Source organism: Propioniciclava sp. (assembly GCF_029977985.1).
In the GTDB taxonomy this organism is placed as follows: domain Bacteria; phylum Actinomycetota; class Actinomycetes; order Propionibacteriales; family Propionibacteriaceae; genus Propioniciclava.
Genome location: NZ_JARKOT010000084.1, coordinates 20102 through 42375, shown reverse-complemented (window position 1 = coordinate 42375; position 22274 = coordinate 20102). Strand labels below are relative to the sequence as shown.

Sequence of the window (22274 nt, the reverse complement as noted above, 5' to 3'; positions counted from 1 at the left end):
GGTAACCGACGACCACGATGAGGATCAGCACCACGAGCGACCCCGTCACGATCAGGTTCCTGGTGCGCGGCCTCACCCGTCCACCTTAGCCGCGGCTACCGTGGCCCCATGGAGCGCGTGACTGTCTACCGCGTCGGCATCGCCGATCTGGCTGCGCTCGGTTCGGGTTCGGACGCCGTCGCCGCCACCTTGGCCGCGCTCGCCGCCGAGGCGTTCCCGCCGCCGAAGCGGGGCCGGCACACCGGCACCCTCGACCGGCTCGGCCCGATGAGCCGCTACCCCGTCGGCGGCCCTCCGGTGGTGCGCCCGGGCGTGCCGACCCGCCGCGAGGTCGACGCCGTCGCTCACGGCCTGCCCGTCCCACCCGAACGGGCGGCGGCCGCCTGGGCGCTCGTCGAGCTCTGGCTCGCCCATGTGGCGACAGCGACCGGGGCGGACGCCGTCGGCGTCCGCCCCGACGAGTGGGCCGAACTCGAACTGCCCTTCGACCTGCCTCCGGGCCTACACGCCGGGGTCCGGCTCACCGGCGACGAGGCGGAGGTGATGGTGAGCCGGGTCAGGCGATGAGCGCCGTGATGAGACCCTGGGCGAAGTAGACGACGAAGGCCAGTGCCACAACGTAGAGCAGCGGGTGCACCTGGGCGGCCTTGCCGCGCGCGAGCTTGATGAGCACGTACACGATGAAGCCGGCGCCGATCCCGACCGTGATCGAATAGGTGAACGGCATGAGCACCATGGTGAGGAAGGCGGGAATACCGTCCTCGGGATCGTCCCAGTCCACATGCACGACCTGGCTCATCATCAGGAACCCGACGAACACGAGCACCGGCGCGGCCGCCTCCGACGGCACCATGTTGACCAGCGGGGACAGGAACAGAGCCACAAGGAATGCGACCCCGGTGACGACCGAGGCGAAGCCCGTCCGGGCTCCTTCGCCGACGCCGGCCGCCGATTCGATGTAGGACGTGTTCGACGACACGGAGCCGAGGCCGCCGGCCACGGCGGCGAGCGAGTCGACGAGCAGGATCTCGCGCGTGCGCGGCGGGTTGCCGTCCTCGTCGTTCAGGTCCCCCTCGGCACCCACGGCCACGATGGTGCCCATGGTGTCGAAGAAGTCGGCGAGCAGCAGGGCGAACACCGTGAGCAGCATCGTGAGGAACACGGTCGGTCCGCCGGCGAAGGCGCCGAACAGGTCGACCCGGCCCAGCAACGACAGGTCGGGCAGGCGGAACAGGCCCTCGGCCGGCATCGCAGGCACGTTGAGCGCCCAGCCGAACGTATTGCCCTCGACAGCGGCCGAGCCGAGAGCGAGCACCGTCTCGACGACGACCGCTACGACCGTCATCGCGACGATCGCGATGAGCATCGCGCCGCGCACCCGGTTGATGTAGAGGACGATCAGGAGCAGCAGTCCGGTGACGAACACGGCGACCGGCCAACCCATGAGCGAGCCCGTGGCCCCCAGCTGCACCGGTGTGCCACCGAGGTTGGTGACGACGCGGGCGTCGGCGAGGCCGACGAGCGTGATGAACAGGCCGATGCCCACGCTGATGCCGGTGCGCAGGGCGCGTGGAACCGCGCGGAACACGGCCTCGCGGAAGCCCGTCAGAACGAGGGCCGTGATGATGAGACCCTCCCAGACGATGAGACCCATCGCCTGGCTCCAGGTGACGTGCGGCGCGACCACATAGGCGAGCATCGCGTTGAGGCCGAGCCCCGTCGCAAGACCCAGCGGGAACCGTCCGACGACACCCATCAGGATGGTCATGACACCGGCGACGAGGGCCGTCGCCGCCGCGACGGCCGCGATGGAGGCCCCCACGTTGGCACCGATGGTGGCGCCCGAGGCGTCCAGCATGGGCTGGCCGGTGATGAGGTTGCCGTTGACATCGGGAGCGGTCCCGATGATCAGCGGGTTGAGAGCGATGATGTAGGCCATGGTGAAGAACGTGACGAGGCCGCCCCTGACCTCGCGCGCGAGCGACGAGCCGCGCTGGGTGATGGAGAACCAGCCGTCGAGCCCGGACGCGGGCGGCGTGGTGGTGGAAGTCGACATGGCGGGAGGATAAGGGCGCGGCCGGACGCCGCCGGCGCGTGTCCACGCCCCGTCATCCGACCGTCACGCGCGTGTGCCCCTGCTGCCCGCACTCCACCCCCTCGCAGGAGCAGGGTGCGCCGGCGTGCGGTGCCGTCAGTCGAACAGAAGCTCTTCGGTCGAGATGGTGTCCCACACCGGGCGCGGCAGGTCGACGCCGCGCTGCGGCTCAACGACATCGGAGTGAGCGCCGCAACCGTGATCGACGGTGACGACCTGGGCGTCCGACGGGGAGAACTCGTTGGCGCACACGCCGAACTGGCGCCCCAGCGAACCCGACAGCCGGATGAAGTAGGCGCACTCCTGGCAGGCGCCGGGCGCCTGCTTGGTCATCGAGTTGTGCGGGCCGCCGTCGCCGTCCACCCAGCGGTCGGCGGCCTCGTCGCGGCCGTGAACCGACAGCACGCGCTCGCGGCCCAGACCCAGCTCCGCAACGACGGACCGGAGCTGCTGCCACTCGGCCGGATCGGCGTCTCGAGCCGTGTCGCCGCCGGTGAAGCCGGCTTCGAGGCGCGGGTCGTCGTCCGCGGTCGGCATGACGACCCCAGGCGTGATGTCCCCGGCTTCGATCCGCGACGACCACGGCACCCATTCGGGCGCCACCAGCGACCCGTCGCCGGGGACAAGGCACACCTCGCTGACCGTGACCACCTTCGCGCGCGCGGCCCGAGCGACCGTGACCGCCCAGCGCCAGCCCGGGTACCCCGCGTGGTCGCAGGCGAAGTAGTGGGTGACGACGCGCGCGTCCTCCGGGCGCACCTCCACGTGCTCACCGACGGTGATGACGCCCGCTTGGGCCACCGCCGCCGCGTGGGCGAGCTCGGTGGCCTCGGCACAGGCCCGATCGATCTCGGGGGCACGGACCGCCATGCGTCAGAGCTCCAACTCGTCGGCCACGGCGCGCAGCACCTGCGCCGTCTTGGCCGCGTGCTTGCTGTCCGGGTGGCGGCCGTGGCGGTAGCCGTTGCCGATGCCGTCGAGCATCTTGATGAGGTCTTCGACGATGACGGCCATCTGTTCGGGCTTCTTACGGGACGCCTTCGACAGCGACACGGGTGCCTCAAGGAGTCGGACCGAGAGTGCCTGCGGACCCTTCTTGCCGTCGACGATGCCGAACTCCACTTTCTGCCCCCGCTTCAGGGTGGTCACGCCGGCGGGCAGCGCGGCGGTGCGGACGTAGACGTCGTCGCCCCCGTCGTCGCTGCTGAGGAAGCCAAAGCCCTTCTCGGCGTCGAAGTAACGCACGCGGCCTGTCGGCATGTCGGTTCACACTCCTGCGGAATCAGTCGATCAGGCCAAGCCTAGCCGACCCGGTTAGCATGGACGCCATGGCGAAGTGGACCGACGGGCCTGAGTATGCGCCCCTGCAGCGGCCTGAAGTCTTCGTCGCGCCGGACGCCGCCCCCCTGCCGGGTGAGCCCGAGGCCCCGCCGGTCGGTGCGCCCGAACCGGCCCTCCCGTTGCCCGTCTTCACGCCGGCTGCGCAGGGAGTCGCGCTGGACGCCCTCGAGCCGCCCGCCGCCGCCGCGCGCGACCCGCACCAGCCGTTCGACGTCGTCTCCACGCCCATGACCGCCTGGCAGCCACCCGTCCCGCAGGTTCCTGCCGGCCAACCGCCGGTCGAGAGCCTTCCTCCGGTGGTCGAGCCGGTCGAGCCCCTGACCACAGGCCCGCGTCCCACCCTGGGCCCGGACGGTTTCCCGCGTCTCGACGGCGGGTCGGCCTGGCGCGGGGCACACGCGTCGACCACGCCGCCGCCGCCTTCGGCCCCGTGGACGCCGCAGCAGCCGTTCGCCCCGTCGGCCTGGCCGCCGTCGGCGGCGCCCCCCGCACCGACCCGCGGTCAGCCGCGGCCGGTCGGCATCGGCGAGATCGCGTCGGCCGTGACGCCCGGCGTCCTGATCTGCCTGGCGGTGGGGGCGGCGGTGTCGCCCCTCGCGCTGCCTCTGTACCTGGTGGCCATGGCGCTGGCCAGCCGGATCGAGTACCGGCGCAGCACGATCGCGCGGGCGTTCAGCATCGGCATCTTCGTCGTGCTGGCGCTCGGGCTGGGGTCGATGCTGTGGCGGCAGGGCACGTTCGACGTGTTCGGCTGGTACTCGGAATCGATGGGGTGGGCCATGTGGGCGAACCTTGCGATGGCGGTGTATTCGCTGGCCACCGTCGGCCAGGCGATCCGGACCGGCGAGGAACCCGAACCGCGGTGAACCCCGAGACGTTCCGGAACCGCACTTTCACCCCCGTTCCGCCCGCCGAGCGGCCGCGGAAGTCGCGGCGCGGCGTCCGCGTGGTCGTGACCGACTCCGAAGCCGTCCTGCTGTTCGCCGACACCGACCCCGGCGTGCCGGGATCGCGCTGGTGGGTGACACCCGGCGGGGGCGTCGACCCGGGCGAGTCGGAGGAGGAGGCGGCGGTTCGCGAGCTGGCGGAGGAGACCGGGCTCGTGGTGGCGGCGTCCGACCTGATCGGGCCGGTGATGCGCCGCGTCGCGGTGCACGGGTACTCCGACCAGGTGTGCGCTCAGTCGGAGGCGTTCTACGTGCTGCGGGTTCCGCGGTTCGTGGTGGACACGGCGGGGCACACCGCCGACGAGCAGTTGACGCTGGACGGCCACGGCTGGTGGCCCGTCGACCAGCTACGATCGCTCGCCGAGCCCGTGTGGCCGGCGGTCCTCCCGGAGCTGTTGGACCTGGCCGGCCGCCCCGCGGACTGGCCGTGGGACATGGGCGAGATCGAGGAATCGACCGTACCCGTGGAGCGCCCATGACCGACACCGCCACCCCGGCCGCAGCACCCGTCAGCGGCGCGTTCCTACAGCGGTTCCTCTGGTTGTCGCTCGCGACCGCCGTGGCGACGGTCGTCATCAAGGGGCTCGCGGCACTGCTCACCGGCTCGGTCGGCCTGCTGTCGGACGCCCTCGAGTCGACGGTGAACCTGGTGGCAGCGGCGGTCGCGATCTGGGCGTTGCGCCTGTCGGACAAGCCGGCCGACCACAATCACGACTTCGGCCACGGCAAGGCCGAATACATGAGCTCCCTCGTCGAGGGCGCGCTCATCTTCGTGGCCGCGGCGGCGATCATCGTGTCCGCGATCGGGCGCTTCATCCATCCGCAACCCGTGGAATCGCTGGGGGTCGGGCTCTTGCTGTCGCTGGGGGCGTCCGTGCTGAACCTGGCCGTGGGGCTGGTGCTCGTGCACCAGGGCAAGAAGCATCGGTCGATCACGCTGGAGGCCGACGGCCATCACCTGCTCACCGACGTGTGGACGTCGGTGGGCGTCCTCGTGGGCATGGGCCTGCTGCTCCTGACGGGCTGGCACTGGGTCGATCCGGCGGTCGCGCTCGTCGTCGGCGCCAACATCTTGTTCACGGGGGCGAAGTTGCTGCGCCGCTCGACGGTCGGGCTGCTCGACGCCGCCCTGCCCGCCGAGGATGTGGGCATCATCTCCACCGCGATCGACAGCGTCATCGATGACCCGCGCGTGACCGTCTCCGAGCTGCTCACCCGCGAATCGGGGCGGCAGCGGTTCGTCCAGACGACCGTGATCGTCCCCGGCCACTGGACCGTCCAGCGGAGCCACGACCTCGCCGACCACATCGAGATGGCCGTCGTACACGCGCTGCCCTCGACGGTCACCGTCGTGCACATCGAGCCGGGCCCGTCCGAAATGCCGCTCCCCGCCGATCCCGACCACCCGAGCATCTGACGCCGAGCGCCCCGGCGGTTTGCGCCGAGCGCCCCACCTTTTCGCGCCGAGCGCCCCGGCGGTTTGCGCCGAAAGCCCCACCTTGTCGCGCCGAGAGCCCCCAGCCCTGGGGGCCACGATGGTGACCTAGTTTCTTTGACATGGGATTCGTCGCACGTGGCAACAAACCCAATGTCAAAAACGTGAGAAGAGACGCGCTAGCGGGCGCGGCCGACCTCGGCATCCAAGAGACGGCGCCACGAACCCACGAGGGCCTCGTCGACGTAGGCCTTGCGCGAGCCGCCCGGGCGCACCTGGTCGTCCACGTGGAACTGCCGGACGCCGGCGCGGGTGAGCCACGGGACATGGTCGGGGTGCAGGTCGCCGTCGGCCACCACCAGCTTCGCCACGCGCTCGTCGGCCCGCGCCCGGGCCACGAGGTCATCCAGACCGTGCTCGAGCGACCGTGCCGACCCCGCCGTGCGGACGCCGTCGAGCCCGGGCAGCCGCAGCAGCGTCGCCCACGCGTCGTCAGGGTCGAGGCAGGCGTCCACGGCGCGCGAGAAGGTCCAGGGCACGTCGAAGCCGTCGAGCAGCGTGCCGATCACCTCGACGTCCACCTCGCCCAGCCCGTTCAGGAATCCCAGCACGAGGCCGTCGGCGCCGGCGTCCAGGTAACTCCCGACGAGCCCGCGCAGCCGCACTGCCTCGCCGCCGTCGGTCGAGTAGCCGCCCCGCAACCGCAGGAGCGGACGCAGGTGCAGCGGCGATCGCGACCTGACCGCCGCCACCTCTCGCGGCTCGGGCGACATCGGCCCGTCGTCCGTGAGGTGCACGAACTCGAGCCGGTCCGCCCCGCCGGCCTCGGCGGGTGCGGCGTCGTGCGGGCCCAGCACCCGCACCTCGAGCAACCCTGACATGTCCCCATGATGCCGAAACCGGCCTCACCCGCCCCGCCCGCCACGCGGGCCGGCGCTCCCCTTCCACCGGCCCACTCCCCGGTTTCACACCCGCTCCCAGGCCCCCCGCCCACTTCCCTAGCGTTGCAACGGTAGGGAAGTGGATCTAGGGGCGAGAAGTCGCGCGGCGCAAGGGAAGTTGGCCCGTCCTGAGCAGGACGCCGCCCCGGACCGGCGCGGCCTCACTCGGGCACGTTGCCGCTGGCGGCACCGAGGAGGAACGGCGTCGTCACACCCGTATACATCACGTGCGTCATGAGGCCCTCCGCCGCGTGGGGAAGGTTGTGGCAGTGGCCCATCCAGATTCCGGGGTTGTCCGCCAAGAAAGCGACGTCGTAGCTCTCCCCGTGCCCGACCTCGAGCGAGTCGACCCACCACGGGCTCCCAGACGCCGCCGCCTCGTTGCGCGCCAGCACGACGAGATGATGGCCGTGCAGGTGCATCGGGTGCGACTGGCCGCTGTTGTTCGTGATCCGCATCACGACCACGTCGCCTTCGGCCACCACGAACATCGGCACGTGGGGCACGATGCGCCCGTTGATCGACCACCAGAACCCCGGCCGGCCGTCGAGGAATCCCGGCAGGCGGCCGATGTCGTAGGAGAACCGGTCGGGCGCGTCGGTCGCGAACGGGAGTGGAGTCGACGTTCCGTAGGTCAGCAGGTCGAGGATCTCCCCCGGGCTGGACGCCGTCGGCGCGCTCGCCCCCGCCGGCCCGAGCACGAGCGAGACCCCGGGCGCCTGCAGCCGGACGCCGCCACTCGCGGGCACCTCGACGGCCAGGTCGACCCGCCCGCCGGCGGGCACGATGACGCGCCGGCCCTCGATCGGGGTCGGCCCGTGGAGGTCGACCCCGTCGACCGCCACCAGCCGGAAGGGGCCGCCGGCGACCCACACGGCAGTCGCCAGGTTGTCGGTGTTGACGACCCGCATGCGCACCCGCGATCCGGCCGGCGCCTCGCGGTGCGCGTCCCCCAGCACGCCGCTCAGGCTGCGCGTCTGGCCGGGGTAGGTATGGAGGAGGGCGACGGCGTCCGGCTCGCCCCCGGCCGCCGGCTCGACGACGAGGGCACCGAACAGCCCGCCCACGACCTGCGGGTTGGCGACCTGGTGCGAGTGGTACCAGAACGTGCCCACCTGGTTGGCGACGAACCGGTAGGTGAAGGACTCCCCGGGCAGCACGGCATCCTGCGTGACGCCGGCCACGCCGTCCATCGCGTTGGGCACGTCCAGGCCGTGCCAGTGCAGCGTCGTGCCCGCGGCCACGTTCTCGTTGCGCAGCACGACCTCGACCAGTTGCCCCTCCCGCGCGCGGATCTCGGGCGCCGGGGTGGTGCCATTCAGCGTGTAGCCGTCGAACGGCATCGCACCGGGCAGCGTCACCCGTTCGGCGCGCGCCACGAGCTCGTACCGCACGTCCGCGGCCCGGGTGGGGTCTGCCGTGAGCGTCGTGAGGCTGACGCCCGCGGCGTCCGGCCCGTCGTGGTGCCCGTCGTGGTGCCCGCCCTCCGGCCCGCCGCCGAAGTCCGCCACGCCCATCGCGTCGGCCCCGTAGGACGCCGGGAGCCGGCTCCCCCACCACGCCCACCCGACGAGCAGGAGGACGAGGGCGGCGAGGCCGGCTCCGAGGCGACGCAGGAGGCGGGTGGCGTCAGCGCTCACGATCAGCGGAGACGTAGTCGAGGGCGGGGTCCGCCGCCTCGACGGTCCGGACGCCGCGCGCGGCGACGTACGCCGCAGCGAAGAGCAGCAGCGCATTGAGACCGTGGAGGAAGGCGAGCGCGGTGAGGGAGTGCCCGAACAGCCCGAACACGACTTGCAGGACGACGAGGACGAGGACGATGCCGGCGCGGCTCACGGCCCCGGGCAGCCTGGACGCGAACGCGACGACGAGGAGAAGCACGGCGACGATCGGGATCACGTACATGCCGTTCATGCCGTGAATGGCGAAGCCGAGCGCCTCGGGGAACGGGGGCAGCCCCTCGGACGAGAAGTCGAGCGTGCCACCTTGGGCGACGTACTGGCCGAGCCCGGCAGACACCCAGGCGTGCGAGGCGGCCTGGAGGGCGACGAGCGCGCAGACGAGGTAAGCGAGGGCCTTGTAGGCGGTGCGCATGGCGGTTCCTTTCGGGTGGGTACGGCCGTCAAGAGCCGCGCCGCCGCCGCGGTGATACATCCGATCGGGTCACGTGCTCTCTGACCCCGAACGCACCGGAGGGCGCCCCGCTGCTGCGGGACGCCCTCCGGAGGGGATGTGGTGCCTCGGTGCCTGCGACTCAGAAGTCCATGCCGCCCATGCCGCCGTCGCCACCGCCGGGCATCGCGGGCGCCTTCTCGGGCTTGTCCGCGATGACGGCCTCGGTGGTGAGGAACAGCGCGGCGATGGACGCCGCGTTCTGCAGCGCCGAGCGCGTCACCTTCGCCGGGTCGGGGATGCCCGCCGCCAGCATGTCGACGTACTCGCCCGTGGCCGCGTTGAGGCCCTCGCCCGGCGTGAGGCCGGCGACCTTCTCCGCGACGACGCCGCCCTCGAAGCCCGCGTTCTCCGCGATCTGCTTGAGCGGAGCGGACGCCGCGGTGAACACGATCTGCGCGCCCACGGCCTCGTCGCCCTCGAGCGACACCTTGCCCTTGGCCGCCGCAGCGGCCTGGAGCAGCGCGACGCCGCCGCCGGCGAGGATGCCCTCCTCGACGGCCGCCTTGGCGTTGCGCACGGCGTCCTCGATGCGGTGCTTGCGCTCCTTGAGCTCGACCTCGGTGGCCGCGCCGACCTTGATGACGGCGACGCCGCCGGCCAGCTTGGCGAGGCGCTCCTGGAGCTTCTCACGGTCGTAATCGCTGTCGCTGTTCTCGATCTCGCGCCGGATCTGGGCCACGCGTCCCTCGATCTGGGCCTTGTCGCCCGCACCGTCGACGATGGTGGTCTCGTCCTTGGTGACGCGCACCGAGCGGGCGCGGCCGAGCAGTTCGAGGCTGACGGCGTCCAGCTTGAGGCCGACCTCCTCGGAGATGACCTGGCCGCCGGTGAGGATCGCGATGTCGTTGAGCATGGCCTTGCGGCGGTCGCCGAAGCCGGGGGCCTTGACGGCCACGGACTTGAACGTGCCCCGGATCTTGTTGACGATCAGGCCGGCCAGCGCCTCGCCGTCGACGTCCTCGGCGATGACCAGCAGCGGCTTGCCCGACTGCATGACCTTCTCGAGCACCGGCAGCAGGTCCTTGAGCGCCGACACCTTGCTGTTGACGATGAGGATGTAGGGGTCGTCGAGCACGGCTTCCATGCGCTCGGCGTCCGTCACGAAGTAGGGCGAGATGTAGCCCTTGTCGAAGCGCATGCCCTCGGTGAGCTCGAGCTCGAGGCCGAAGGTGTTGCTCTCCTCGACGGTGATGACGCCTTCCTTGCCGACCTTGTCCATGGCCTCGGCGATGATCTCGCCCACGGAGGTGTCGGCGGCGGAGATGGACGCCGTCTGTGCGATCTGCTCCTTGGTGTCGACCGGCTTGGCCTGGGCGGCCAGCTCGTCGACGATCGCGGCGACGGCCTTCTCGATGCCGCGCTTCAGGCTCATCGGGTTGGCGCCAGCGGTCACGTTGCGGAGCCCCTCGCGGACCATCGCCTGCGCGATGACCGTGGCGGTCGTGGTGCCGTCGCCGGCGACGTCGTCGGTCTTCTTCGCGACCTCCTTGACGAGCTCGGCGCCGATCTTCTCGAAGGGATCCTCGAGCTCGATCTCCTTGGCGATGGAGACGCCGTCGTTGGTGATCGTGGGAGCGCCCCACGACTTCTGCAGCACGACGTTGCGGCCCTTGGGGCCGAGCGTCACCTTCACGGCGTCGGCGAGGGTGTTCATGCCCCGCTCGAGGCCGCGGCGTGCCTCGACGTTGAATTCAATCAGCTTTGCCACGTTCGGCAATCCTTTCGGATGTCTGGTAGCGCCCGGATCGGTGCCCGCGACGGACGACCTGATCGGCAGGTCTCACCGGGCCGGACGGGTAGCACTCGACCGAGTCGAGTGCTAATCCATGTTTAGCACTCGCCCGGGGTGAGTGCAAACGGATTCCGGGCGGCGGGCGCCCGTGCGAGGATGGTCGCGTGTCGCGCCTGACTGCAGCCCACGGCGTCCGCGCCGCCGCCAACTGGCTGAACCTGACGACGCCGCTCGGGCTCGCCGTCGCGCTCGCCGGCCGGTCACGCCTGCGATGGGGCCCGGAGGGTCTGATCCTCGCCGAGGGCTATCGGCTGCGCTTCCCCATCGCCGGCGCGTTCACGGTGGGCAACGTGGTGGCGACGGCGTCCGACCTGGACACACTCGAGGCCCGCTGCCCAGGCACGCTCGGTCACGAGGCCCGGCACGCCTGGCAGTACGCCGCGGGGGGCGTCTGGTTCTTCCCCGCCTACACGCTGGCGACGGCCTGGTCGCTGCTGCGTTCGGGCAACCCGGCGATCCGCAACCCCCTCGAACGACACGCCGGTTTGGTGACGGGTGGCTACGTCCACCCGGAGACGGGCGAGCCCCACGCGCCCGGCTGGTCCATCGGTGGGCTGGTGGCGGAGTTCAGAGCCCGACGCGGACGCTCAGGTGCCGGGCGGAGCGGTCCTGCTGGCGCTTCGCCCGCAGGCGGATGAGGCGCTTCACGAGCATCGGCCGGTAGGCCAGCGCCTCCGGGCGGTCGAGCAGCGCGTTGAGGATCTGGTGGTAGCGCGGCCCGGACAACTCGAACCGCGCCCTGATCTCTGCGTCCTTGGAGCCATCGGCGGCGAACCAGCGCTCCTCGAACGCCAGGATGCCGGCCTCGAGCTCGGTGAGCCCCTCAGGCAGCTCGTCGACCCCGGCAACATCAGACGTCGGCAGCGCATCGGACATGCGTCCAGCCTAGCCGCGAATGACACCGCTGTCATTCGCCGGGATCACCCGCACGGGAGGTTGCCGCTCCCCCCACGGACGGGTTGAATGGACGGGACCCCCGCCGGAAGGAAGGACACCATGGAGCAGCTGCAGGGCACCTTGGCGCGCTACGCCTGGGGCACGCACGATGCGATCCCCTCGCTCCTGGGTTTCGAGGCCGACGGCGAGCCGGTCGCCGAGTTCTGGCTCGGCGCACACCCGCTGTCCCCCTCCCGCGTAGGTGGCGTCGCTCTGGACGCCGCCCTCGAAGCCGACCCGGCGCAACTGGGCGAGAGGTCGGGCGACGAGTTCGGCAGTCTCCTGCCGTTCCTCATGAAGGTCCTCTCCGCCCGGCATGCCCTTTCGCTGCAGGCCCACCCCTCCCGCGAGCAGGCCGTCGAGGGTTTCGCCGAGGAGGAGAACCGCGGCATCGCCCGGGACGCCGCTGAGCGCGTCTACCGCGACGACTGGCCCAAGCCGGAGATCCTCGTCGCTCTCGACGAGTTCCACACGCTCTACGGCTTCCGCAGCCCGCGCATCACCTGGCAGCTGTTCAACCAGCTGGGTGTGAACGACGACGTTCTCAAGCTGCTGGCCCCCCTCAACGCGCGGGGCGGCGAGGCGGCACTGCAGGAAGTCTTCCTCGACATTCTCGCGATCGAAGGCGACCGGCTGGCTCTCGTCCACGACGTCCTCCGCGCCGCCCGCGCGCACGAGCACGATCCGGGCGACGCCGGCTGCCTGGCCCGCACCGCCCTCGAGATCGACGCCACCTTCCCCGCCGATCCCGGCATCATCGCCGCGATGCTCATGAACCATGTCATCCTGCGCCCGGGCGAGGCGGTCTACGTGCCCGCCGGCTGCATGCACGCCCACCTGCGCGGCACGGGCATCGAAGTGATGGCGTCCTCCGACAACGTGCTCCGCGGCGGTCTCACCCGCAAACACATCGCGGTCGACGAACTCGTCCGCGTCGTCGACTTCGGCTGGACCGACCCCGAGATCATCACCGGCACCGAGGTGTCCGCCGGCGCGTTCGACTACCCGACCGGTTGCCCCGAGTTCGACCTGTGGCGCCTCGAGCTCACCCCCGGCGTCCCCGTCGCCGTTCCGAGGGACGGCTTCGCCCGCATCGCGCTCGTGACCGAGGGGGCGGCGTCCTTCCGCGCCGGCGGCGACACCCTGCAGCTCGACCGCGGCCAGGCGCTCTTCCTGACCGCACACGATGTCGGCGTCGAGGCCCGCGGCGCCGGCCAGGTGTTCCTGGCCGGCCCCGGACTGGCCTGATCTTCCCCGACCGGACGCCACCGATGCCGATTCGTGAGCCCTGACAAGGGCGAACCCGACGCGGGAATGGCACACTACCCCTGCACGACGAACGGTGCACAGGGAGAACGGAGACGCAGATGGCCGGGGGTCTCGCCGCGCTGTTGGACGACATCGCCACCATGGCGCGGATGGCTGCGGCCTCCGTCGACGATGTGGCCGCGGCGGCCGGCCGGGCCAGCGCGAAGGCGGCGGGCGTCGTCGTCGACGACACGGCTGTGACCCCGCGTTACGTGACCGGCTTCGAACCGACCCGCGAGCTGCCCATGATCAAACGGATCGCCGTGGGGTCGCTGCGCAACAAGCTCCTGTTCATCCTGCCCGCCGCCCTGCTGCTCAGCCAGTTCGCACCCTGGCTGCTCACCCCGCTGCTCATGGTGGGCGGCACCTACCTGTCGTTCGAGGGCGCCGAGAAGCTGTGGGAGAAGATCTCGGGGCACGACAAGCATGCCGCCGAGGAGGACACCCCGCCGGTGGCCGTGCAAGGGGAGGAGCAGGAGAAGCACATGGTCGCCTCGGCGATCCGCACCGACTTCATCCTGTCCGCCGAGATCATGGTGATCGCCCTCAACGAGGTCGCCGACCAGGCGCTGCTGCCGCGGGCGATCATCCTGGTCGTCGTGGCGATCGCGATCACGATCGGCGTGTACGGCGTCGTCGCGCTCATCGTCAAGATGGACGACATCGGCCTCCACCTCATCGAGAACAGCACCGGCTTCCGCCAGCGGGTCGGCCGCGGGCTCGTGGCGGCGATGCCGAAGGTGCTCGCCGCGCTGTCGCTCATCGGCATGATCGCCATGCTGTGGGTTGGCGGGCACATCCTGCTCGTCGGCGTCGACACGCTCGGCTGGCACGCCCCCTACGCCTTCGTCCATCACCTCGAGGAGGCGGTCGCGCACGCCACGGGCGTCGTCGGCCCCTTCCTCGGCTGGCTGACGAACACGTTCTTCTCGTTCCTCATCGGCCTCGCCGTGGGCGCGGTGATCGTGGTGGTCATGCACCTCATCCCGCGCACGGGCGGCAAGCATGCGGCCGACCCGCACCCCAGAGCCTCCGATCTGGCCGAGTGAGGTTCGCTGCAGTCGTCGCCGAACTGGCGGCTCCGCCGCGCCCGGTCGTGCTCGTCGACGGCCGATCCGGCGCAGGCAAGTCGACGCTGGCCGCCCGCCTGGTCGCCGCATGGCCCGGGCCGGTCACGCTCGTCAGCCTCGACGACCTGTTCCCCGGCTGGGACGGCCTCGCCGCGGGGTCGGACGCCGTTGCTCGCGACGTCCTGCGCCGCACCGAGCCGGGCTACACGCGCTGGGACTGGCACCGGCGGCGTCCGGGCGGGTGGGTCGACCTCGCCTCGGACGGCCCGCTCGTCGTGGAGGGCTGCGGCGCCCTCACCCCGGCCAACCGGGCCCTCGCTACGGCGGGGATCTGGGTCGAACTCCCGGACGCCGCCCGGCGCGAGCGGGCGCTGGCCCGCGACGGGGCCACCTTCGCGCCCCACTGGGACCGATGGGCCGCGCAGGAGGACACCCACCTCGCTGCCCACCACCCCACCGCCCTCGCCGACTGGTGGTACCGCCCGGGCCACGGATTCGCGCGGCGGTGAGGGGACGCGGCGGCAGCATGGAAGAATGGTCCCCGGCCCGCGCGCGGGCCACGCCTCCGTAGCTCAGTCGGTAGAGCTCCCGCCTTGTAAGCGGATGGTCGCGGGTTCGAATCCTGTCGGAGGCTCGTGGAGCATCGTGGGATCGGGCCCAGCGTGCCCGTCGTCAAGGCCGCCCAGGCGATCGGGACGCTGCGCAGCAGGTGGGCCGACCTGACCGACGCCAACCCCGGCCACTCGCGCTGGTACGTCGACCGGTTCAAGGCGATGGCCGCCTCCGGGGCCGACCTCGTCGGCGAGGCCCGCCTCGTGGACGCCCTCGCCCCGCGCGGCGCGACGATCCTCGACGCCGGCTGCGGTCCCGGCCGCCACGCCGGCCATCTGCACCGCGCGGGCCACACCGTGGTGGGCGTCGACCTCGACCCGGTGCTCATCGAAGCCGCGGAGGCCGACGACCCCGGACCCGCCTACCACGTGGGCGACCTCGCCACCTTCGAGCTGCCCAAGGGTGCTCCCTCGGCCTACGACGTCATCCTGTGCGCCGGCAACGTCATGACGTTCCTGCACCCCGGCACGCGCCGCGCGGTCCTCGCCAACTTCGCCCGCTGGCTCGCCCCCGACGGCCGGGTCGTCGTCGGCTTCGGGCTGTCCCGCGGCTACGCACCCGCCGATTTCGAGGCGGACGCGGCGGCGTCCGGTCTGCGCGTCCAGCAGACGTTCGGCACGTGGGATCTGCGGCCGTTCGACGCGGCGTCCGACTTCCTCGTCGCCCTGCTGGCGCGGGCCTGACTCACGAGGCCAGCCCCGCGTCGTGGACACGGATGGCCACCTGGACGCGGTTGTCGACGCCCAGCTTGTAGAAGATGCGGGTGACATAGGCCTTCACCGTCGCGATGCTCATGTAGAGCTGGCCGGCGATCTCGGCGTTCGACTTGCCCTCACCGATCGCCACCGCGACTTCCCGCTCGCGCTCGGTGAGCTGACCGAGGGCTGCCAGTGCGGCGTCCGAACGGCCGTCGGGGGCCGACTTGGTCGCCACCGCAACCACCTGCGCCACGACGCTCGGCGACAGGGTCGTCTCGCCGGCGTCCACCTTGCGGATCGCCTCGACCATCGCGGCCGGCGGTGTGTCCTTCAACAAGAAGCCCGACGCCCCCGCCTGCAGGGCCTTGAGCACCATGTCGTCGGAGTCGAACGTGGTGAGGACGACAATGCGGGGAGCGTCCGGGCGGGCGAGGATCTCGGCGGTCGCAGCGAGCCCGTCCTTGCGGGGCATACGGATGTCCATGAGCACCAGGTCGGGACGCTCGCGCGCCACCACGTCCAGCGCGTCGAGGCCGTCGACCGCCTCGGCGACCACCTCGAGGTCGGGGCTGCCGCCGAGAATCAGCTTGAGCCCGGCACGGACGAGCGGATCGTCGTCGACGAGCACGATGCGGATGGTGTCGGTCATGCGGTTCTCCTTCGGTGGTGGTGGTCCCAGGGCAGCCACGCCTCGACGACGAAGCGGCCGCCGCGCACGCCCGCGTCCAGGGTGCCGCCCAGCATCTGGGCGCGCTCGGTGATGCCCACGAGGCCCAGCTTGGCGCCTGGGATCGCTCCCCGCACCTGCGTGACGTCGTTGGCGACCAGGAGCCGGACGCCGTCGGCGGTCGCCCCGCTGAGGCTCACGTCGACGCGTGATCGAGGGGCGTGCTTGCGGGCGTTGGTGAGGCACTCCTGCACGATGCGGTAGAGGTGGCGCTGCTGGACGAGGGGCAGGCCGGGCGCGAGCTCCCCCGACAAGGTGAGGACCTGACCGGAGGCGCGCGCGTCGGCGAGCAGCGCGGGCAGATCGGCGAGCGTGGGCTGGGGCGCCTCGGGGCTCGCCGTCGGGTCCTCCCGGAGCGAGGACAGCACCAAACGCAGCTCGGTCAGCGATGCGTGGGCGTTCTCCTGGATGACCTTGGCGATCTGCTTGGTCTCCGCGGGCGGCAGGTCGTCTCGGAACGCGAGCGCTCCGGCGTGCATCGAGACGAGCGAGATGCGGTGCGCAAGCACGTCGTGCATCTCCCGGGCGATCCGGTTTCGCTCGGCGAGCACCGCGAACTCCCGGTCGCGGTCGGCCTGTTCGGCGCGCTCGTAGACGGACGTATGCCGGTCGCGCCGGACCCCGATGTACGCCCCGAGCAGGCCGAACGCCACCGAGAAGAGGATGCCGACCACGGCGATCGCCGCGTCGAAGCGAGGAGCCCACGGCAGCAGGTACTGAGCTATGGACGTGACGATCATGAACACGAGCGCGATGAGCGACTTGCCCAAGTCGCGCCGCGACGTCAACGACAGCCACACCCACAGCGCGGCCGCGAAGGCCGACCCCGACACCATGGCGAGGGCGTGCACGACGAGGAAGATCGTGAGGGGGAACCTGCGGCGCAGGTGGACGATGCCGAGCACCGCCACGCCGAGGAACAGGTCGAGAAGGACGATCTGCGGCGGGATCGCGAACGCCTCGTAGCCGCCCGGGAAGCTCACCTCGACGCTCGGGCCGAGGGAGGGTGTGCCGGCCGGGGTTGGGAGGGCACTGGCGCCCGGGGAGGGGGCGGGTGCCGCGGTCATGCGCGCGGCTTCCTCCGAGAAGGCCGTATTGGCGATGTAGCCGACGGCCACGAGGACCCAGCCGAGCAGTGCGAGGCCGTAGCGCCAGGCCAGGGAGACGCCCGACAGTCGCGGCGGCGGGAACCGCTCGGGCTCGAACATGGCGACCCAGGTGTCCTTGACGCTCACCGTCCCAGCGTAGGAAGGCGATCCGGTGGGGTGATCGGTCATCGGTCGATCCGTTGGTCTACTCGACCGCGTCGGCGGCGTCCGGACGGGTCCGCTTGCGCCAGACGTAGGCGCCGACCATGCCGAGCAGGATGGCCAGCGACATGAGCCACAGGACCCACGCGTACGCCTCGACGACCTGAACGGCGGGCTCACCCAACTGGTAGCCAAGGGCGAGCCAGGCGGCCTTGACGGCGCCCGCGCTGAGCAGGGCGACGCCGAGGAACGTCCGGTAGCGGACCCGCGCGGCACCCACGGCGACGAGCATGACGCTCATCGGCAGGGGTAGCGGGATGAAGGCGAGCACGATGGCACCGATGGCGAAGCGGTGGGTGAGGTCCCACGCCTTGTCCCAACGGCGCTGCGTCCGCTCGGACTTCTTCGCGGCCCACTGGTCCACGATCGTGCGGCCCCACAGGTTCCCGGCCCACCAGTAGACGGACGCGATCGCCACCGCCATGGCGGTGGCCGGGATCAGGATGAGTGCCCAGCCGAGGACGCCGCTCGTCGCCATGAGTGCGCCCACGTACGCCAGTCCCGCTCCGTAGCCGAGGCCGGCGAGGACGAAGGGCGCCTGGGTGAGCAGGAGGGGCCGCAGCGGGATCATCGCCAACGAGTAGAGACCGAGCACCCCCATGGCTGCGAGGCAGGCGAGATCGGCGCGCGTGGGTTGGTGCTGCCACGGCAAGGAGGGATCGGCCCACCACTCCTGCTCGTCCGCGGGCGCCTCGTCGGGGGTGCTCGTCACCCCTGTGAGCGTAGCGGGGCGACGGTCGCGGGCCCGGCAACGTCCGGCAACCGGGTCGCCAGCGACGGCGTCCATCTGGAACAATGGCCGCGGGTGCACCTGTACCCAGCTTCCACGACGGATCGTCGGGCACGTACCTGCCCGTGGAAAGGATGGGTGGCTCATGGCCACAGTTACCTTCAAGGACGCGACGCGTCTCTACCCCGGTGCGGAGACGCCGGCTGTCAACAAGCTCAACCTCGAGATCGGCGACGGCGAGTTCATGGTGCTCGTCGGCCCGTCCGGGTGTGGCAAGTCGACGTCGCTCCGCATGCTCGCCGGCCTCGAAGAGGTCAACGCCGGCAACATCTTCATCGGTGACCGCGACGTCACCGACCTCCCGCCGAAGGACCGGGACATCGCGATGGTGTTCCAGAACTATGCGCTCTACCCGCACATGACGGTCGCCGACAACATGGGCTTCGCGCTCAAGATGCAGAACGTGCCGAAGGCCGAACGCGACCAGCGCGTCATGGAGGCCGCGAAGCTGCTGGGCCTCGAGTCGTTCCTCGGCCGCAAGCCGAAGGCCCTCTCCGGTGGCCAGCGCCAGCGCGTCGCCATGGGCCGCGCCATCGTGCGTCACCCGTCGGTGTTCCTCATGGACGAGCCGCTGTCGAACCTCGACGCCAAGCTACGCGTCTCCACCCGCACCCAGATCGCCGCGCTCCAGAGCCGCCTCGGCGTCACCACCGTCTACGTGACCCACGACCAGGTCGAGGCCATGACGATGGGTGATCGCGTGGCGGTCATGAAGGACGGCATCCTGCAGCAGGTCGACACCCCGCTGAACCTGTACGACTCCCCGAAGAACCTCTTCGTGGCCGGCTTCATCGGCTCCCCCGCCATGAACCTGATCACGGGCAAGGTCGTCGACGGCGGCGTCCAGGTGGGCGACTTCGTCGTGCCCGTGTCCCGCGAGGTGCTGGGCAAGGCCGGCGGCGAGTCCGATCTGACGTTGGGCATCCGCCCGGAGCACTTCCACACCACCGACGACGGCCGGGGCATCGGCGTCGACATCGCGGTCGTGGAGGAGCTGGGCGCGGATTCGTACCTGTACGGCACGCTCGCCGGCCTGTCGGCCGACGAGAAGATCACGGCCACGCAGATCGTCGCGCGTCTCCAGTCGCGTCACCCCCTGAGCAAGCAGGACACCCTGCGGCTGCAGCCCGGCTACGAGAAGATGCACGTCTTCAGCAACGCCACGGGCGAGCGCCTCAGCTGACCCTCGATCTGGACGGACGGCCCGTCACCGCTTGAGCGGTGGCGGGCCGTCTCACATGGCGCGTCCAGCGGGAGCACAGGGCGGGGATGGAACAATGGTGGGGTGCCTCGCTTCCTCTCGGCCCACCCCGACGCCCGACTGATCCCCCTTCCGTGGCAACTCCCCCTTGTCGACTGGCCCACGGACTACCTCGTCGCGCTCCCGCGCGGCATCTCGCGCCACGTGGTGCGATTCCTCACCGTGGGCGCCGAAGTGGTGGCCGCGAAGGAACTGCTCGAGAAGTCCGCCCTGCACGAGTACCGGATGCTCCAGGACCTGGCCCGTCTCGGTGCCCCCGCCGTCGAGGCGATCGGTGTGGTCACCGACCGGCTGGACGCCGACGGTGCGCCGCTCGACCCGGTGCTGTTGACGCGACACCTGCAGTTCTCGCTGCCCTACCGCACTCTGTTCTCGCCCGGCATCAGGCACGACACGGTGTCCCGGCTGCTGGACGCCATGGTCGTGCTGCTGGCCCGCCTGCACCTGATCGGCTTCCTGTGGGGCGACGTGTCCCTGTCGAACATCCTGTTCCGCCGGGACGCGGGCGAGTTCGCCGCCTACCTGGTCGACGCGGAGACGGGTGAGCTGCACGGCCAGCTGACCGACGGCCAGCGCGCTCACGACCTCGACATCGCGATGACGAATCTGTTCGGCGAGTTCTGCGACCTGGAGGCGGGTGGCATGCTCGACGAGAGCCTCGACCCCTACGCCCTCGTCAGCCAGATCGAGTCACGCTATCTGGCCCTGTGGGCCGAGCTGACCGGGGTGGAGGAGTTCGCCGGCTCAGACCTCTTCCGCATCGAGTCGCGCGTGCGGCGGCTGAACTCACTCGGCTTCGACGTGGCCGAACTCGACATCCGGACGGCCGCGGATGGCTCGACGCTCACCCTTCAGCCGAAAGTGGTGGACGCCGGCCATCACAGCCGCCGGCTGTTGCGCCTCACCGGCCTGGACACCGAGGAGCACCAGGCGCAACGCCTGCTCAACGATCTCGACACGTACCGTGCGCGCCTGGGGTTGGGCCAGACCGACGAGGCGGTCGTCGCCCACAAGTGGCTGACAGACGTGTTCGAGCCGGTTGTGAGCGCGATCCCGCCCGATCTGGCCGGCAAGCGCGAGCCCGCCCAAATCTTCCACGAAGTGCTCGACTACCGCTGGTACGCGAGCCAACGCGAATGGCGCGAGGTGCCGCTCACCGACGCGGTCCAGGGCTACATCGCCGACGTGCTCAGCGTGCTTCCCGACGAGGTGATCGCCTCCGACACGATCATCCACCCCGAGACGCGGCACTTGGCCAACCCGTTCGACCCGTCCCAGGGATTCGCCGACGACGACGAAGAAGCGCCCTTCGACCCGTGGGAGGCCGACGCCGCGGACCCCGACGTCGAGCTGCTGCCCGCCCACTTCGACATCGACGCGCTTCGTCGCAAGGCGGAGGGCCCCGGTACCATGTCCCGGTGACTTTCCACCTGTACGACAGCGCCACGCGCACCAAGACCGAGTTCCGGCCCCTGACCGAGGGCAAGGTTTCGATCTACGCGTGCGGCCCCACCGTGCAGAAGGCTCCCCACCTCGGGCACGTGCGCAAGGAGGTCAACTTCGACGTGCTGCGGAGGTGGCTCGAGGCGTCCGGCTATGAGGTGACGTTCGTGGCCAACGTCACCGACATCGACGACAAGATCCTCCAGATCGCCGACGAGACCGGCGAACCGTGGTGGGCGCTCGCCTACCGCGTCGAGGGCGAGTTCCACGCGGCGGTCGCAGCGCTCGGCGTCCGGCCCGCCACCTACCAGCCGCGCGCGACCGGACACATCCCCGAGATGATCGCCTTGATCGGGGAACTCGTCGATGCCGGCCACGCGTATGCCGCCGACGACGGCAGCGGCGACGTCTACTTCGATGTCGCCAGTTGGCCGACCTACGGCGAGCTGTCCGGTCAGAAGGTGGCCGACATGGTCGCCGACGAGGAGGCCGACGCGCGTGGCAAGCGTGACCCACGCGACTTCGCCCTCTGGAAGGGCACCAAACCGGGCGAGCCGGCGACCGCGTCGTGGGACTCGCCGTGGGGTCCCGGACGCCCCGGGTGGCACATCGAATGCTCGGCCATGGCCGGCAAGTACCTGGGGGACGCGTTCGACCTCCACGGTGGCGGCATCGACCTGCGCTTCCCCCATCACGAGAACGAGCTCGCGCAGAGCCGCGCGGCGGGGCGTCCGTTCGCGAGCTACTGGATGCACAACGCTTGGGTGACGATGGCCGGCGAGAAGATGAGCAAGTCGCTCGGCAACACCGCCGACGTTTTCGACGCCGTGGCCCGCCACGGGGGCCGGGCCGTGCGGCTCTACCTCGCCGGGCCGCACTACCGCTCGGCGATCGAGCTGTCGGACGACTCGCTCGCCGAGGCCGAGGCGCAGCTCGACCGCATCGACTCCTTCGTGGCGCGCGCCACCGAGGCGCTGGGGCGGCGTCCCCTCGCGGGTGCCCTGCCCGACGCGTTCGCCCGCGCCATGGACGACGACCTCGCCACACCCGCCGCTCTGGCCGTGCTGTTCACGACCGTCAAGGAGGGCAACGCGGCGCTCGGCCGCCGCGAGCTCGAGGCGGTGTCGGACGCCGCAGGTGCCGTCGTCGCGATGCTCGGCGTCTTCGGACTGGACGCCGACGCGCCCGAGTGGGCTGCGTCCGCCCCGGTGGGCGCGGACTTGACGCCGGTCGTCGACGGGCTCGTGTCGACCCTGCTGGCGCAGCGCGCCGAGGCCCGGGCTCGCAAGGACTGGGCGGCGGCGGACGCGATCCGCGACGCGCTGTCCGCGACGGGCCTGACCATCACCGACACTGCCGACGGCGCCCGCTGGTCGCTGGAGAGGAACTGACG

23 protein-coding genes and 1 tRNA gene are annotated in these 22274 nt (G+C 71.1%); 13 read left to right on the top strand and 11 right to left on the bottom strand.

The genetic code is table 11. The features are described 5' to 3' along the window. The first annotated feature begins 108 nt into the window (after positions 1-108). Entirely contained in the window at positions 109-567 is a 459-nt protein-coding gene (locus tag Q1K57_RS04905) for a hypothetical protein (RefSeq protein WP_300079607.1), read from the top strand. Here Q1K57_RS04905 and Q1K57_RS04900 read toward each other — a convergent pair. The 3 genes from Q1K57_RS04900 to Q1K57_RS04890 all read right to left on the bottom strand — a co-directional run bounded on the left by Q1K57_RS04900 (position 557) and on the right by Q1K57_RS04890 (position 3355). Then, positions 557-2056, bottom strand: coding sequence for an NCS2 family permease (locus Q1K57_RS04900; RefSeq protein ID WP_300079605.1), 1500 nt, complete (start codon positions 2054-2056; stop codon positions 557-559). The genes Q1K57_RS04905 and Q1K57_RS04900 overlap by 11 nt on opposite strands. Before the next feature lie 135 nt (positions 2057-2191). Then, on the bottom strand, positions 2192-2965 hold the full coding sequence (locus tag Q1K57_RS04895) for a DUF3027 domain-containing protein (RefSeq protein ID WP_300079603.1): 774 nt from the start codon (positions 2963-2965) through the stop codon (positions 2192-2194). A gap of 3 nt (positions 2966-2968) precedes the next feature. Continuing rightward, the gene (locus tag Q1K57_RS04890; protein WP_300079601.1) at positions 2969-3355 is read right to left on the bottom strand and encodes a cold shock domain-containing protein; all 387 of its coding nucleotides are present in this window, start codon (positions 3353-3355) and stop codon (positions 2969-2971) included. 68 nt (positions 3356-3423) lie between these two features. On the opposite strand from Q1K57_RS04890, the gene Q1K57_RS04885 reads away from it, so the two are divergent. From Q1K57_RS04885 to Q1K57_RS04875, 3 genes are read left to right on the top strand one after another with little or no spacing between them, the layout of a single operon-like run. Continuing rightward, positions 3424-4302 carry a hypothetical protein gene (locus tag Q1K57_RS04885; RefSeq protein WP_300079599.1) on the top strand — a complete coding sequence of 293 codons (879 nt, stop codon included), beginning with the start codon at positions 3424-3426 and terminating at the stop codon, positions 4300-4302. After that, entirely contained in the window at positions 4299-4862 is a 564-nt protein-coding gene (locus tag Q1K57_RS04880; protein WP_300079597.1) for an NUDIX domain-containing protein, read from the top strand. The genes Q1K57_RS04885 and Q1K57_RS04880 overlap by 4 nt, the downstream gene beginning before the upstream one ends. Then, the gene (locus Q1K57_RS04875; RefSeq protein WP_300079594.1) at positions 4859-5800 is read left to right on the top strand and encodes a cation diffusion facilitator family transporter; all 942 of its coding nucleotides are present in this window, start codon (positions 4859-4861) and stop codon (positions 5798-5800) included. Before Q1K57_RS04880 ends, Q1K57_RS04875 begins: the two co-directional genes overlap by 4 nt. Before the next feature lie 197 nt (positions 5801-5997). On the opposite strand, the gene Q1K57_RS04870 is transcribed toward Q1K57_RS04875, so the two are convergent. The 4 genes from Q1K57_RS04870 to groL all read right to left on the bottom strand — a co-directional run bounded on the left by Q1K57_RS04870 (position 5998) and on the right by groL (position 10642). Then, on the bottom strand, positions 5998-6699 hold the full coding sequence (locus Q1K57_RS04870; RefSeq protein WP_300079592.1) for a copper homeostasis protein CutC: 702 nt from the start codon (positions 6697-6699) through the stop codon (positions 5998-6000). Between the two features lie 221 nt (positions 6700-6920). After that, positions 6921-8399, bottom strand: coding sequence for a multicopper oxidase family protein (locus tag Q1K57_RS04865; RefSeq protein WP_300079589.1), 1479 nt, complete (start codon positions 8397-8399; stop codon positions 6921-6923). Continuing rightward, a complete protein-coding gene (locus Q1K57_RS04860) occupies positions 8389-8853 on the bottom strand; it encodes a hypothetical protein (protein ID WP_300079586.1) in 465 nt (154 codons plus the stop codon). Before Q1K57_RS04860 ends, Q1K57_RS04865 begins: the two co-directional genes overlap by 11 nt. Before the next feature lie 160 nt (positions 8854-9013). After that, entirely contained in the window at positions 9014-10642 is a 1629-nt protein-coding gene (groL, locus tag Q1K57_RS04855) for a chaperonin GroEL (RefSeq protein WP_300079584.1), read from the bottom strand. Between the two features lie 188 nt (positions 10643-10830). On the opposite strand from groL, the gene Q1K57_RS04850 reads away from it, so the two are divergent. After that, positions 10831-11364, top strand: coding sequence for a hypothetical protein (locus Q1K57_RS04850; protein WP_300079581.1), 534 nt, complete (start codon positions 10831-10833; stop codon positions 11362-11364). On the opposite strand, the gene Q1K57_RS04845 is transcribed toward Q1K57_RS04850, so the two are convergent. Further along, positions 11294-11602 carry a DUF3263 domain-containing protein gene (locus Q1K57_RS04845; RefSeq protein ID WP_300079579.1) on the bottom strand — a complete coding sequence of 103 codons (309 nt, stop codon included), beginning with the start codon at positions 11600-11602 and terminating at the stop codon, positions 11294-11296. The genes Q1K57_RS04850 and Q1K57_RS04845 overlap by 71 nt on opposite strands. 120 nt (positions 11603-11722) lie before the next feature. On the opposite strand from Q1K57_RS04845, the gene manA reads away from it, so the two are divergent. The 5 genes from manA to Q1K57_RS04820 all read left to right on the top strand — a co-directional run bounded on the left by manA (position 11723) and on the right by Q1K57_RS04820 (position 15335). Continuing rightward, the gene (gene manA, locus Q1K57_RS04840) at positions 11723-12910 is read left to right on the top strand and encodes a mannose-6-phosphate isomerase, class I (RefSeq protein WP_300079577.1); all 1188 of its coding nucleotides are present in this window, start codon (positions 11723-11725) and stop codon (positions 12908-12910) included. Positions 12911-13029: 119 nt separating this feature from the next. Continuing rightward, positions 13030-14019, top strand: a complete 990-nt coding sequence (locus tag Q1K57_RS04835) for a DUF808 domain-containing protein (RefSeq protein WP_300079574.1) — start codon at positions 13030-13032, stop codon at positions 14017-14019. Beyond that, a complete protein-coding gene (locus tag Q1K57_RS04830; RefSeq protein ID WP_300079571.1) occupies positions 14016-14549 on the top strand; it encodes a cobalt ABC transporter in 534 nt (177 codons plus the stop codon). Before Q1K57_RS04835 ends, Q1K57_RS04830 begins: the two co-directional genes overlap by 4 nt. A gap of 52 nt (positions 14550-14601) precedes the next feature. Continuing rightward, positions 14602-14674 (top strand) — tRNA-Thr (locus Q1K57_RS04825). Between the two features lie 28 nt (positions 14675-14702). Then, entirely contained in the window at positions 14703-15335 is a 633-nt protein-coding gene (locus Q1K57_RS04820) for a class I SAM-dependent methyltransferase (RefSeq protein ID WP_300079569.1), read from the top strand. Position 15336: 1 nt separating this feature from the next. Here the strand turns inward: Q1K57_RS04820 and Q1K57_RS04815 are convergent, their stop codons facing one another. The 3 genes from Q1K57_RS04815 to Q1K57_RS04805 are packed head-to-tail and all read right to left on the bottom strand — an operon-like array spanning position 15337 to position 18099. Then, on the bottom strand, positions 15337-15999 hold the full coding sequence (locus Q1K57_RS04815; protein ID WP_300079566.1) for a response regulator transcription factor: 663 nt from the start codon (positions 15997-15999) through the stop codon (positions 15337-15339). Continuing rightward, entirely contained in the window at positions 15996-17312 is a 1317-nt protein-coding gene (locus Q1K57_RS04810) for a histidine kinase (protein ID WP_300079563.1), read from the bottom strand. Before Q1K57_RS04810 ends, Q1K57_RS04815 begins: the two co-directional genes overlap by 4 nt. Before the next feature lie 58 nt (positions 17313-17370). Further along, positions 17371-18099 carry a hypothetical protein gene (locus tag Q1K57_RS04805; protein WP_300079560.1) on the bottom strand — a complete coding sequence of 243 codons (729 nt, stop codon included), beginning with the start codon at positions 18097-18099 and terminating at the stop codon, positions 17371-17373. Between the two features lie 163 nt (positions 18100-18262). Between Q1K57_RS04805 and ugpC the strand changes: the two genes are divergently transcribed. From ugpC to cysS, 3 genes are all read left to right on the top strand, one after another. Continuing rightward, complete coding sequence (gene ugpC / locus Q1K57_RS04800; RefSeq protein ID WP_300079558.1) at positions 18263-19360, top strand: sn-glycerol-3-phosphate ABC transporter ATP-binding protein UgpC; 1098 nt, start codon at positions 18263-18265, stop codon at positions 19358-19360. A gap of 102 nt (positions 19361-19462) precedes the next feature. Continuing rightward, positions 19463-20860 (top strand): DUF4032 domain-containing protein, encoded by a 1398-nt coding sequence (locus Q1K57_RS04795; RefSeq protein WP_300079556.1) that lies wholly within the window; start codon positions 19463-19465, stop codon positions 20858-20860. Then, a complete protein-coding gene (cysS, locus tag Q1K57_RS04790) occupies positions 20857-22272 on the top strand; it encodes a cysteine--tRNA ligase (RefSeq protein WP_300079554.1) in 1416 nt (471 codons plus the stop codon). The genes Q1K57_RS04795 and cysS overlap by 4 nt, the downstream gene beginning before the upstream one ends. Positions 22273-22274 lie beyond the last annotated feature (2 nt).